This is a genomic window from Nocardioides currus, from assembly GCF_003057875.1.
In the GTDB taxonomy this organism is placed as follows: domain Bacteria; phylum Actinomycetota; class Actinomycetes; order Propionibacteriales; family Nocardioidaceae; genus Nocardioides; species Nocardioides currus.
In genome coordinates this window covers 616,785-628,963 of sequence record NZ_PYXZ01000001.1, presented here as the reverse complement: position 1 = coordinate 628,963, position 12,179 = coordinate 616,785, and the positions used below count along the sequence as shown (strand labels likewise).

Sequence of the window (12,179 nt, the reverse complement as noted above, 5' to 3'; positions counted from 1 at the left end):
CTCCTGACAACCCGCGCGTGCCCGCCGGAGTTGTGGTGGGTGTGACGAGACGAGGACGACAGTGATCGCCGACCGCGACCAGGCCGCCTTCGAGGCGTTCGTGGTCAGGTCGTCGGACCGGCTGCTCCGCACGGCCTTCCTCCTCAGTGGGGACCACGGCCACGCGGAGGACATGGTCCAGACGGCGCTGATGCGGACGGCCAGACGGTGGTCGACGGCGCGGAGGGAGCCCGACGCCTACGCCAGGCGCGTCGTGGTCAACCTGGCCAAGGACCGGTGGCGCCTGCGCGGCCGGCGCCTCGGCGAGGCGCCCCTCGAGATCGACGTGGCGATCCCGGTCGACGACGACGGGGTCGCCGACCGCGAGCAGCTCCTCGCGGCCGCCCGGCAGCTGCCGGCCGGCCAACGGGCGGTGCTGGTGCTGCGCTACTTCGACGACCTCAGCGTCGCCGAGACCGCAGCGGCGCTCGGTTGCTCCACCGGGACGGTCAAGTCACAGACATCGCGCGCCCTGGACAAGCTCCGGGCCGCGCTCACCACCGAGAGGGAGAAGAGCCAGTGCTGACCGATGACGACCTGACCCGACAGCTGCGAGCCGCGTTCACCGACGACACGGCCGACCTGGCCTACGACCGCGCTGCGCCCCGGGTGCGCACCCGACCCCTCTGGGCCCGTCCCGGCGTCGTGGCCCTGCCGGCCGTCGGCGCCGTGGCCGCCGCCGTCGTGGTCCTCGGGTCGCCCGGCGACCCGACGCCCCCGGAGCGTCCGTCGGCGAGCAGCGCTGCGCCGTCGACGCTCTCCACGCCGACGCGAGGTGCGGTCGTGACCGAGGAGATCACGCTCGCGGGCATGACCTTCACCTACGAGCGCGGCGCGGGCGACGAGTCGATCGACGACCAGTTCCTGCGCGTCTACGACCCGGGCCGGCTGCCGGCCTGGGCCGCGCCGGTCGAGCTCGAGTCCGGCGCGGCCGCGAAGGTCTGGGTCGGCCAGGACCCGGCGAACGGCAGCGTGAGCATGTTCGTCGACTCCCCGGCGCGCTGGGAGGGCCGACTCACCGGGCTCGCCTCCCCGACGCTCACGGTCGAGCAGATGACCTCGATCGCGACGACCGGCGTCATGTCCTGAGCCTCGCCCGGGGGCGGTGAGCCACCCACCTTGTGCGGCTCGCCGACGTGGCTCACGCGCCGCCGCCGTACGACGACACGCGTCCGCCCAGCGGGGCGGTGAGTCACCCACATTCCGCCGCCGACGAAGGTGGCTCACCCGCCGCCGTACGGCGACGTCCGGACGTCCGACGGATGGAGCGCACCGGCGTGTCGGACGTGACGAAGTCCGGCAGGCGCGACGCGGTCAGCGTGAGCGCGCCTGCGTACGGCGACTTCGACCCGTCCGACGCGCCGCCGGTGCGGCGCCCGGACCTCAGGAGCGCAGCGAGTCGAGCAGCGCGACGAGGTCGGCGGTCACCCCGCGCACGACCGGGACCCGTGAGAGGCGGGCCAGCTTGTCGACCAGCGGCACCACGCCGCCGATCAGGGCACGGGTGCGGGCCTGGTCGTCACTGCGGTCGTGCACCCAGAACAGCACGATCCCCATCTGCAGCAGCCAGAGCAGCTCCGGCAGCCGCGGTCGCAGGGCGGACGCGACCTTGATGTCGGACCCCGTCACGACCTCGGCGTAGATCGCGATGCTCGCGTCGCGGGCGTCGGTCGACTCGGGGGAGAAGGGGGAGAGCGGGCTGGTCGGCTCGGCGGCGTTCTTGAAGAAGGTGCCGGCGAACTCGTGGTAGGGCTCGGCCGTCTCGACCCACGCCTCGAGCACGCCCCTCAGGCGGGCCGAGAAGTCGGTCTCGCGGTCCAGCACCGACCGGGCGGCGGTCAGGTGCTCGCCCTGCATCTGGCCGTAGAACGCCTGGATCAGGTGTTCCTTCCCGGCGAAGTAGTAGTACGCGCTGCCGAGCGAGACCCCGGCCGCGTCGGCGATGCCGCGCATCGTGGTGCCCTCGAAACCCTTCGTGCGGAACAGGTCCAGCGCCGAGGAGACAATGGTGGCGCGGGTCTGCTCAGCCTTCGACGAGGCCTTCGAGGAGACCCTGGCTGGGGGCGTGGTCGGGCGGGGCGCAGGTTCCGGCACAGTGGTCAGGGTAGTCACCCCCCGACCGCGCGGTCCGACTCGTGGTGACGTGGCGGATGCCGGCGGCGAGGTGCGCGGCGCCTCGCGCCAGCGGCAGTCGCGACGGCCGGGCCAGGCTCTCGGCCAGCGGTCGGTGGGCGGCGGTCGCCCACAGGCACATCACCCACGCGTGCGATCCCGTCCACACCGCACCGTCGTCGCCGACGACGGTGATCTCCTCGAGCGTCCTCTCGTGGTCGAGCGTCGGGAACCGGGCACGGGCGTACGGCGATCCGGCGGCCATCAGGCTGAGGCCCACCAGCGTCGGCTGGCGCGCCAGCCAGGAGCTGAAGGTCCGGCACATCGGGCACCCGTCGTCGTACAGCACCGTCAGTCGCACCGGAGGTCACCGCGGGTAGGCGGGCTGCGCCGGTCCGACGAACTGCTGCGGCGGCAGCGGCGGGGTGCGCAGGCTCTCCATCCGCACCCGACGGCGGATCGAGTTGAAGACGTAGACGTTGGTGAAGTGGATCAGTCCGAGGACCACCATCACGACGCCGACCTTGAGGCTGACGACCTCCATCAGGCTCGGCAGGTCGACGACGAGCTCGCCGGTGCGCAGGTAGAGCAGCACGAAGCCGACGTTGAGCAGGTAGAAGCCGACGACGAGCAGCTTGTTGATCGCGTCGGCGAGCGCGGCGTTGTCGTCGAAGACGTCCTCGAGGAACACCCGGCCGTTGCTGGAGAGGGTGCTGGCGACCCAGATCGTCAGCGGCACGGTCACGGCGAGGTAGGTGAGGTAGGAAGCGGCGGTCCAGTCCATGGGAACTCCTGTTGTGGTGGTGGGTGGGCGGAACGGTCAGAGGGCGCGAGCGAGCCCGCGTGCGATCCCTCCAGCGAGGACGCTGACCAGGGTCGCGAGCACGAGCGAGAAGAAGGGGAAGGGATGGACCATGAACGGCAGCGACAGGAGGACCGCGGGCAGGGCGGTGACGAGGGTCGCGACGGCGAAGGCGCGATCGCGTGCCACCGGACGGGCGAGGTGGCTGCCGGCGGCGAACGTCAGCACCACCCCGGCCACGAGTCCGATGACCCCGCCGACGATCCCGCCGTACCAGAGGCCGATCTCTGCCGCGTGCGTCGGATCGCTGCGCCACCACACCGCGAGCAGCACTGCGCCCGCGACGGCCCCGGTGCCGACACCCGTCAGGGCCCCGACCGGAACCCACAGCGGTTGCGGACGGCACGGCGCGGTCCACGCCGCGTGTTGAACGCGTTCAATTCCAGCCATGTCAGCACTATAGCGCATTTTGAACGTGTTCAAACCCGGGTGTGCGTCGAACGGTGTGAGGGCCGCCACGCGCCGGGCGATAGGTTCGGGGCATGGTGGACTGCTCCGGGCCGGCGTCGGTCGTCTTCGACTCATCGCTCACGGAGTACAACTTCGGGCCCGCGCACCCGATGTCGCCGATCCGCGTGGACCTCACGATGCGCCTGGCGCGCGAGCTCGGCGTGCTCGACGGGCTCGAGGTCGTGCCCGCCCCGGTCGCCGCCAACGAGCTGATCGCCAGTGTCCACACCGACGGGCTGATCGCGGCCGTCACCCGCATGGGCCAGGAGGGTGGCGAGGACCCCGAGCACGGGCTCGGCAGCGACGACAACCCGGTCTTCCGCGACATGCACGCGGCGGCCGCCCACGTCGTCGGGGCGACCGTCGAGGCCTGCCGCCAGGTGCTCAGCGGCGACTCGCTGCACAGCGCCAGCATCGTCGGCGGCCTGCACCACGCGATGGCCGACCGGTCGAGCGGTTTCTGCATCTACAACGACATCGCGGTCGGGATCCAGCACCTGCTCGACAACGGGGTCGAGCGCATCGCCTACGTCGACGTGGACGTCCACCACGGGGACGGCGTGGAGAAGATCTTCTACGACGACCCACGGGTCCTCACGATCTCCCTGCACGAGACCGGGCAGATGCTCTTCCCCGGCACCGGCTTCCCGCAGGACCACGGCGGCGCCGGCGCGGAGGGGACCGCGGTCAACGTCGCGCTCCCGCCCGGCACGGCCGACGGCGGGTGGCTGCGGGCGTTCCACGCGGTCGTGCCGCCGCTGGTGCGCGCCTTCGAGCCGCAGGTGCTGGTCACCCAGCACGGCTGCGACTCGCACATGGAGGACCCGCTCGCCCACCTCATGCTGAGCGTCGACGGCCAGCGCGCGGCCTACCTCGCCCTGCACGAGCTGGCGCACGAGGTCTGCGACGGCAAATGGGTGGTGACCGGCGGTGGGGGCTACGCACTCGTCGAGGTCGTGCCCCGCGCCTGGACGCACCTGCTGGCGATCGTGGCCGGCGCACCGCTCGACCCGGCCACCGAGACGCCCCCCGCGTGGCGGGCCTACGTCGAGGAGGCGCTGGGGCGTACGCCGCCGCACCGGCTCACCGACGGACGCAGCGCGGGCTACCGAGACTGGGCCGACGGCTACGACCCCGAGACCTGGCTCGACCGGGCCATCATGGCCACGCGCACGGAGATCTTCCCGCTGCACGGCCTCGACCCGTACCCGTGAAAGCAAACCGACACGCCGGACGTCCCACAAGTTTCTCTAGTAACACCCTTCCCCACGGGTCACATTGGCCCTATTGTCCCGATAGAGCGCCAACGAACTTGTGACACCGGTGGGGAAGCCGGTGCCGTTGCGCGAAAGGTTTGGTGCACCGATGGCTTCCAAGACCCCCGGAGACATGTCCGACGTCGTCTTCCTGACGATCGCCGAAGTGGCGTCCAAGATGCGTGTCTCGAAGATGACCGTCTACCGCCTCGTCCACAACGCCGAGCTGCCGGCGGTGCGCGTCGGCCGCTCGTTCCGGGTGACCGAGGACGACGTCAACGAGTACCTGCGCAAGAGCTTCTACAACGCCGGCTGACGCCGCCGCGCGAGCTCGACGGACACCGATTCTCGCTGATCAGCACGGGCCAGTAGGCTGTGCGGATCGTGCGGGCACCTGCCCGCACAGGTTCGTGAAAGGTTTCCCGTGGGTTCTGTCATCAAGAAGCGGCGCAAGCGCATGGCCAAGAAGAAGCACCGCAAGCTGCTGAAGAAGACGCGCGTCCAGCGTCGCAAGCTCGGCAAGTAACACCTGCGCCCATGGGACGGGTCGTGCTGGTCACCGGGATCTCCCGGGACATCGCGCGCCGTTTCGCGCGTGCGGCTGCCGCCGACCCGTCCAATGATCGCGTCATCGGCGTCGATGTCGTCCCGCCCCGCGGTGACATCGGCGGCGTCTCCTTCGTGCGCGCCGACATCCGCAGCCCCGTCATCGCGAAGGTGCTCGCCAAGGAGGACGTCGACACCGTCGTCCACATGAGCGTCATCGCGACCCCCGGCTCGGCCGGCGGTCGCAACACGATGAAGGAGCTCAACGTCATGGGCACCATGCAGCTCCTCGCTGCGTGCCAGAAGTCGCCCACGGTGCAACGCCTGGTCGTGAAGTCGACGACCACGATGTACGGCGCCAGCTCGCGCGACCCCGCGATGTTCACCGAGGACATGGGGCCCAAGCGGCTGCCGAGCGCGGGCTACGCCAAGGACGTCTTCGAGGTCGAGGGCTACGTGCGCGGCTTCGCCCGCCGGCGCCCGGACGTCAAGGTCACCACGATCCGCGCCGCCAACGTCATCGGCCCGCACGTCGTCAGCCCGATCACCAGCTACTTCCGGCTGCCGGTCATCCCGAAGGTCCTCGGCTTCGACCCGCGCCTGCAGTTCCTCCACGAGGACGACCTCCTCGACGTCCTCCGACACGCCATGGCCACCGACGTCGACGGCACCTTCAACGTGGCCGGTGACGGCATGCTGATGCTGTCGCAGGCGATCCGCCGACTCGGCAAACCGACCGTCTCGCTGCCCGGCTTCGCCGTCGGCCGCCTCGGCTCCGCGCTGCGTCAGGCCCGAGTGGCCGACTTCTCGCCCGAGCAGCGCAGCTTCCTCACCTTCGGCCGCGGCGTCGACACCACCCGCATGCGCGAGACGCTCGGGTTCGAGCCGCGCTTCACCACCGAGGGGGCGTTCGCCGACTTCGGCGTCTCCCTCGGCGTGGCCCCCCGGGAGGTGGCCCGTGCCTGATGCCGAGCGCAACGACGCCCAGGTGATCCCGATCGGCACCAGCGGCCGCCCGGGACGCGGGACGGGCCGCGACCGGCCCTCGTCCGCGGCCCGCGGTCTGGCCGCCACCTCGAAGCCGAAGGCCCGGTCGAAGCCGACCGCCCAGAAGACCGCCCCGAAGCCCGCTGCGGCGAAGCCGGTCGCCCCGAAGCCGGCCGCCGTGGAGCCCGCCACCGCGCCGCCGGAGGAGCAGCCCAGCGCCGTACCCCCCTCGACGCCCGGCCGCGAGGCCGCCACGACCGAGGGACGCCACCCGCTCGCGGGCGTGCCGGTCGGCGACTGGCTCTCGGCGTTCCAGACGGCCGCCGTCGAGGTCTTCGGCGAGCAGTGGGAGCGCCGGCTGGCCGAGATGATGGCGTTCGTGCGCCGCCGGCTGGCGGGGGAGTACGTCGTCGACGAGTACGGCTTCGACAGCGAGGTCACCGAGCGCTTCTTCATGGCTGCGCTGCGACCGATCGCCGAGAAGTGGTTCCGCGTCGAGGTGCGCGGGGTCGAGAACATCCCGACCACCGGCGGGGCCCTCGTGGTGTCCAACCACTCCGGCACGGTGCCGGTCGACGGGCTGATGACCATGTTGTCGGTCCACGACGAGACCGGGCGCTTCCTTCGTCCGCTGGGCGCCGACCTGGTGTTCCGGATGCCGGTCGTCAGCACCCTGGCCCGCAAGGGCGGAGCGACGCTCGCGTGCACCGAGGACGCCGAGCGGATGCTGTCGGGCGGCGAGCTGGTCGGCGTGTGGCCGGAGGGCTTCAAGGGGATCGGCAAGCCGTTCAGCGAGCGTTACCGCCTCCAGCGCTTCGGCCGGGGCGGCTTCGTCTCGGCGGCCCTGCGCACCGGTGTGCCGATCGTGCCGCTGTCGGTCGTCGGGGCCGAGGAGATCTACCCGCTCGTCGGCAACATCCCCTCCCTGGCGCGGCTCTTCGGGGTGCCCTACCTCCCGATCACGCCGTTCTTCCCGCTGCTCGGACCGCTCGGCCTGGTGCCGCTGCCGTCGAAGTGGCTGCTCGAGTTCGGCGAGCCGATCCGCACCGACGCCTACAGCGCGGCCGAGGCCGACGACCCGATGCTGGTCTTCAACGTCACCGACCAGGTGCGCGAGACGATCCAGCAGACGCTGTTCAGCCTGCTGCGCCAGCGGCAGGGCGTCTTCCGCTAGTCAGGCCGCGGTCAGGTGCTGCTCAGGGGAGCAGCGAGCCGGTCACGCCGTCGAGGGTGCCCTGCACCCCGTCGACCGTCCCGTCGAGGGTGGTGCCGACGCCGGTCAGGACGTCGTCGACGACGGGCACGCCGTCGACGACGGTCGTCAGGTCGCCCGTCAGCAGCTTGGTGGCGTCGTTGACCGGCTTCTTCACGTCGACCTTCACCGGCGAGGTCGGCTTGCCGGTCGGCGTGGGCGTGGGCGTGGGGGCGGCCGTGGTGGGGTCGGGCACCTCGAGGTCGGGGACCTCGACGCCGTCGGTGTCCTGCCCGGAGACCGGGTCGGGGGTGACCGGGTCGGGCTTGACGACCTTGACGGGCTTCAGCAGCCCGGGGTCCTGGCTGGCGGCCACGATCACCGTCGTCACCCCACCGGTGAGCTTCTCCGCGGACAGCAGGTTGTGCGGGATGGAGGTGACGTCGCCCGTGCAGGCAGGGCAGGCCTGGCTGGTCTGCAGGTCGATGTCGGCCAGCCGGCGGCCGGCCGTGACGAGGTCCTCGCGCTCCGACGCGGGCAGCGTCGACTCGAGCGCCGACAGCTCGTCCATGCTCGTCGCGGTGAAGGTGCGCAGCTCGCTCACGACCGCCTCGTCGCCGGTCTCGGCGTACGACGCCAGCAGCACGTCGGACGCGTCCGCGGCCTGCTCGGTGAACGCGTCGAGGGTCGACCCGAGCACCCCGAGGCTGGCCGGGTCGCCGCGGTCGGCGAGCGCACGCACCTCGCCGAGCCGGTCCCGGGCGTTGGCGAGCATGGCTCGACCCTTCGCCGCGTCGTCACGGGCGATGCCGGTCCGCGCGTCCTCGATCGCGCGCTTGACCGTGTAGAGCGACTCGCCGGGGAGGGCGGTCTGGGCGGCCACGGCGACCGAGGTCGTCGCACCGATCAGTGCGGCGGCGCCGAGCACCGTGGCGAGGCGGCGGTCGCGCGGCGTCGTACGCACCGGGAGCACCAGGCGTTGCTCCACGGCCGTCAACGGCCGGGCGGACTGGGGGAGGAGGGCCGTGTCGGCCTCGGCCATCAGTCGCTCGCGCAGGTCGCCGACGAACTCGGGGCGCGCGGTGGGTTCGGGGACGGCGCGCAGGTCGCGGACCACGGCGAGGAGGTCGGCGAACTGTGTCGCGTCCTGCTCGGTGAGGGGTCGCGACAGTGCCGCGTCGAACTCCTCCGCGCGTCGTCGCGCCGAGAAAGGCCCTGTCATCGCTGGTGTCCTGCCGCTAGGTCCTGCCCCTCCACCGAGCCAAACGACGCGGTGGGGACGGAAGTTACGCACGGAATGGTCGGCTTCACGACGGGTCACGCAGCCCGTCCGGCAACAGCTTGGCGAGGTTGCGCACCCCGCGCAGCTGGAGCTGCTTGACCGCCCCGTCGGACCGGTCGAGCGCGGCCGCGGTCTCGGCGATGCTCATGCCCTGGAGGAAGCGCATGATCAGGCACTCCCGCTGCTCCTGCGGCAGCTCGGTGAGCGCCTCGAGGAGCACCTCGTTGGTGAGCTCGGCGAGCACGGCGGACTCGGGGCCCTCGGTGACGTCGTCGTGGAGGCTCATGTCCTCGGTGGTCAGCTCGAGGCGGGTGCGTCCGGCCTTGAAGTGGTCGGTGGTGAGGTTGCGGGCGATCGTCATCAGCCACGCACCGAAGTCGCGGCCCTGCCAGCGGAAGTTGTTCATGCTGCGCAGCGCACGGAAGAACGTGTCGGAGGTGAGGTCCTCGGCCAGCGACGCCGACCGGGTGCGGTAGTAGAGGAAGCGGTAGACCGAGGGCTGGTAGTGGTCGTAGAGCTGGCCGAAGGCCTCCTTGTCGCCGCCGCGGGCGAGCTCGACGAGCGCGATCAGGCGGGTGCGCTCCGCCTCGTTCTCCTCCGACGACGTCGCCTGCTCGGCGTCGCCGTAGTCGATCGGCCCGCGCGGGCCGGGCGGGCTGGGCGAGGTGGCCGCCTCTGAGAGGAGCAGGCCGTCGCGGACCGCGCCGGCGACGAGCGGGCTCGGCGAGAGGGCCAGGGCGACCGCGCGCCTCAGCGCGTCGAGCCCGGCCGACCAGTCCCCTCGTCCTGCCATCACGTGCGTGCTTCCTCCCGCCGTCAAGGGTAGGCGGGAGCGTGGCGCAAGGGAACCGAACGCCGAACTGCGGTCAGTGGCGGCGAGCCCGCACCGCCGCGCCGGCCGCGACCGCCCCGCTCAGCCCGCCGGCGGCGGCCGCCACCACGAGCCCGGCCCGGGCGGCCTTGCGGCCCGTGCGGTAGTCGCGGATCCGCCACCCCTGCGCCCGGGCGTGCGCACGCAGCCGGGCGTCGGGATTGATCGCGATCGGCTCGCCCACCATCGAGAGCATCGGCAGGTCGTTGAAGGAGTCGGAGTAGGCCGAGCACCGGCTCAGGTCGAGGCCCTCGCGTACGGCGAGCGCCTTGATCGCCTCGGCCTTGGCCGGGCCGTGCAGGAGGTCGCCGACGAGGCGGCCGGTGTAGACGCCGTCCACGTGCTCGGCGACGGTGCCCATCGCGCCCGTCAGGCCGAGCCGGCGGGCGATGATCGAGGCGATCTCGATCGGTGCCGCGGTCACCAGCCACACGCGCTGGCCCTGGTCGAGGTGCATCTGCGCGAGGGCGCGGGTGCCCGGCCAGATGCGGTGCTGCATGCCCTCGTCGAAGACCTCCTCGCCGATGTCCTCGAGCTCCTCGACGGTGTGCCCGGCGATGAAGCTCAGGGCCGAGTTGCGGGCGTCGGCCACGTGCTCGGGGTCCTCCACGCCGACGACGCGGAAGTAGGTCTGCTTCCACGCGGCTCCGAGGATCTCGCGGGTCGTGAAGAACTTGCGCCGGTGCAGGCCGCGGGCCAGGTGGAAGATGCTCGCGCCCTGCATGACGGTGTTGTCCACGTCGAAGAAGGCGGCCCCGCTCACGTCGCTCGGCATGACGAGCGCCGTCTCCACCTCGGCGGCCGCCGCGGCGGCCTCCCCGGCGAGCGTCGAGCGCTGCTGGAGGTTGAGTCGGCGAGGCTTCTCGGGCGGCGTCACGACGGTCAGCGTAGACGTCCGAGCCCGCCCGCACCGCCTGGACGTGTGGAAGGATCGGCGCATGCTCCAGACCGATCTGGCCGACCTCGTGCTGACTGCCGCCGAGGTGGCGCCGGATCGCCTGGCCGTCGTCGAGTCCGACGGGCGCGGCCGCACGTGGGGCGAGCTCGAGCGCGAGGTGTCGTCCTTCGCGACGGGCCTCGGCGGACTCGGCGTGCGGGCCGGTCACCGCATGATGATCGTGCTCGGCAACCGCCTCGAGTTCGTCACGAGCTACCTCGGCGTCCTCCGGGCGCAGGTCGTCGCCGTACCCGTCAATCCACGCTCGACCGCCGACGAGCTGGCCCGGATGATCGCCGACTCCGGCACCCGGCTGGTCGTGGCCGACCCCCACAGCGTGGCCGCCGTCCGTTCCGCCTGCGCGCAGGTCGTCTCGGCCCTCGACGGCGCGACCACCGACCTCGACGCCGACCTCGTCAGCCGCGCGCAACGCCCGCGCATCGTCGTGGTCGACGGGCCGACGGAGACCGGCGAGGTGGCGTACGCCGACGTGCTGGCCGCGCAGGGACGCGCCGTCCCGCTCCTGCCCGACCCGGAGAAGCTGGCCGCACTCCTCTACACGAGCGGCACCTCCGGACGGCCGCGCGCCGCGATGCTCACCCACCGGGCGCTGCTCGCCAACCTCGCCCAGATCGCCGAGGTGGAGCCGCCGATGATCCACGGTGACGACGTCGTGCTGGGGGTGCTGCCGCTCTTCCACGTCTACGGCCTCAACGCCGTGCTGGGCGGCATCCTGCGCCACCGCGCCAAGCTGCTGCTGGTCGAGCAGTGGGACCCGCACACCGTGCTCGACCTGATCGAGGACGAGGCCGTGAGCGTGCTGCCGGTGGCGCCGCCGGTCTTCGCGCACTGGCGTGGGGTCGAGGACCTCGCCGACCGGCTCGGTCCGGTCCGCCTCGTGCTGTCCGGCTCCGCCCCGCTCTCGGGCGAGGTCGTCGACGAGTTCACGGCCATCACCGGCGTGCCCGTCCACCAGGGCTACGGCCTGACCGAGGCGGCGCCGGTCGTGACCAGCACGTTGTGCAGCGAGCGGCACCAGAGCGGGTCGGTCGGTGCGGCGCTGCCCGGCATCGAGCTGCGCCTCGTCGACGACTCCGGCCACGTCGTCAGCGGCGAGGACCCGGGCGAGATCCAGGTCCGCGGCGCCAACCTCTTCAGCGGCTACTGGCCCGACTCCTCGGGCGGCCCCACCCGTGAGGGCTGGTGGTCCACCGGCGACGTCGGCTTCCTCGACGCCAGCGGCGACCTCTTCCTCGTCGACCGGCTCAAGGAGCTGGTGATCGTGAGCGGCTTCAACGTCTATCCCTCCGAGGTCGAGGAGGTCATTCGCGAGGTGCCGGGCGTCCGCGACGCGGCGGTCATCGGGGTCGCGGACGAGCAGACCGGCGAGGCCGTCGTGGCCTACGTCGTCGGGAGTGACGCCCAGGGTGCGGCCGACGCGCTCGCCGACGCCGTGCGCGAGCACACGGCCGCCCGACTGGCCCGGTTCAAGCAGCCCAGCCGCATCGAGGTCGTCGACGAGCTGCCGTTCACCGTCACCGGCAAGGTGCAGAAGGGTCGCCTGCGCGGCATCGAGCGGCGCCGGGCGCTGGGCCTTCTCGAATGATCACCCCACGACGGTCTTCTCCTCCGCTGCGCTCCTCCG

Annotated in this window: 15 protein-coding genes; 8 read left to right on the top strand and 7 right to left on the bottom strand. The window is 72.1% G+C overall.

Features of this window, described 5'->3' with window-relative positions; genetic code table 11:
• Nucleotides 1–61 precede the first annotated feature (61 nt).
• Both C7S10_RS03025 and C7S10_RS03020 read left to right on the top strand, forming a co-directional pair.
• Nucleotides 62–565, top strand: coding sequence for a SigE family RNA polymerase sigma factor (locus tag C7S10_RS03025; protein WP_243395168.1), 504 nt, complete (start codon nucleotides 62–64; stop codon nucleotides 563–565).
• Nucleotides 559–1,128 (top strand): hypothetical protein, encoded by a 570-nt coding sequence (locus tag C7S10_RS03020; protein ID WP_108342894.1) that lies wholly within the window; start codon nucleotides 559–561, stop codon nucleotides 1,126–1,128. The genes C7S10_RS03025 and C7S10_RS03020 overlap by 7 nt, the downstream gene beginning before the upstream one ends.
• A gap of 294 nt (nucleotides 1,129–1,422) precedes the next feature.
• Here C7S10_RS03020 and C7S10_RS03015 read toward each other — a convergent pair whose 3' ends face one another.
• From C7S10_RS03015 to C7S10_RS03000, 4 genes are read right to left on the bottom strand one after another with little or no spacing between them, the layout of a single operon-like run.
• A complete protein-coding gene (locus tag C7S10_RS03015) occupies nucleotides 1,423–2,133 on the bottom strand; it encodes a TetR/AcrR family transcriptional regulator (RefSeq protein WP_207769204.1) in 711 nt (236 codons plus the stop codon).
• A complete protein-coding gene (locus C7S10_RS03010; RefSeq protein ID WP_207769203.1) occupies nucleotides 2,063–2,512 on the bottom strand; it encodes a thiol-disulfide oxidoreductase DCC family protein in 450 nt (149 codons plus the stop codon). Before C7S10_RS03010 ends, C7S10_RS03015 begins: the two co-directional genes overlap by 71 nt.
• Before the next feature lie 6 nt (nucleotides 2,513–2,518).
• On the bottom strand, nucleotides 2,519–2,935 hold the full coding sequence (locus C7S10_RS03005; protein ID WP_108342892.1) for a hypothetical protein: 417 nt from the start codon (nucleotides 2,933–2,935) through the stop codon (nucleotides 2,519–2,521).
• 36 nt (nucleotides 2,936–2,971) lie between these two features.
• A complete protein-coding gene (locus C7S10_RS03000) occupies nucleotides 2,972–3,403 on the bottom strand; it encodes a hypothetical protein (protein WP_133176415.1) in 432 nt (143 codons plus the stop codon).
• A gap of 92 nt (nucleotides 3,404–3,495) precedes the next feature.
• Between C7S10_RS03000 and C7S10_RS02995 the strand changes: the two genes are divergently transcribed.
• The 5 genes from C7S10_RS02995 to C7S10_RS02975 all read left to right on the top strand — a co-directional run bounded on the left by C7S10_RS02995 (nucleotide 3,496) and on the right by C7S10_RS02975 (nucleotide 7,426).
• Complete coding sequence (locus C7S10_RS02995) at nucleotides 3,496–4,677, top strand: acetoin utilization protein AcuC (RefSeq protein ID WP_108342890.1); 1,182 nt, start codon at nucleotides 3,496–3,498, stop codon at nucleotides 4,675–4,677.
• Between the two features lie 151 nt (nucleotides 4,678–4,828).
• Nucleotides 4,829–5,035, top strand: coding sequence for a helix-turn-helix domain-containing protein (locus C7S10_RS02990; RefSeq protein WP_108342889.1), 207 nt, complete (start codon nucleotides 4,829–4,831; stop codon nucleotides 5,033–5,035).
• Between the two features lie 108 nt (nucleotides 5,036–5,143).
• Nucleotides 5,144–5,245, top strand: a complete 102-nt coding sequence (locus tag C7S10_RS02985; protein WP_008356322.1) for a 30S ribosomal protein bS22 — start codon at nucleotides 5,144–5,146, stop codon at nucleotides 5,243–5,245.
• 11 nt (nucleotides 5,246–5,256) lie between these two features.
• A complete protein-coding gene (locus tag C7S10_RS02980; RefSeq protein WP_108342888.1) occupies nucleotides 5,257–6,231 on the top strand; it encodes an NAD-dependent epimerase/dehydratase family protein in 975 nt (324 codons plus the stop codon).
• Nucleotides 6,224–7,426, top strand: a complete 1,203-nt coding sequence (locus C7S10_RS02975) for a lysophospholipid acyltransferase family protein (protein ID WP_243395167.1) — start codon at nucleotides 6,224–6,226, stop codon at nucleotides 7,424–7,426. The genes C7S10_RS02980 and C7S10_RS02975 overlap by 8 nt, the downstream gene beginning before the upstream one ends.
• 22 nt (nucleotides 7,427–7,448) lie before the next feature.
• Here the strand turns inward: C7S10_RS02975 and C7S10_RS02970 are convergent, their stop codons facing one another.
• The 3 genes from C7S10_RS02970 to C7S10_RS02960 form a co-directional block, all read right to left on the bottom strand.
• Entirely contained in the window at nucleotides 7,449–8,666 is a 1,218-nt protein-coding gene (locus tag C7S10_RS02970; protein ID WP_108342887.1) for a DUF5667 domain-containing protein, read from the bottom strand.
• An 85-nt stretch (nucleotides 8,667–8,751) separates the two neighbouring features.
• Entirely contained in the window at nucleotides 8,752–9,519 is a 768-nt protein-coding gene (locus C7S10_RS02965; RefSeq protein WP_108342886.1) for a sigma-70 family RNA polymerase sigma factor, read from the bottom strand.
• 73 nt (nucleotides 9,520–9,592) lie between these two features.
• Complete coding sequence (locus C7S10_RS02960) at nucleotides 9,593–10,474, bottom strand: HAD family hydrolase (RefSeq protein WP_243395166.1); 882 nt, start codon at nucleotides 10,472–10,474, stop codon at nucleotides 9,593–9,595.
• A gap of 61 nt (nucleotides 10,475–10,535) precedes the next feature.
• Between C7S10_RS02960 and C7S10_RS02955 the strand changes: the two genes are divergently transcribed.
• Nucleotides 10,536–12,140, top strand: a complete 1,605-nt coding sequence (locus C7S10_RS02955; RefSeq protein ID WP_108342884.1) for a class I adenylate-forming enzyme family protein — start codon at nucleotides 10,536–10,538, stop codon at nucleotides 12,138–12,140.
• Nucleotides 12,141–12,179 lie beyond the last annotated feature (39 nt).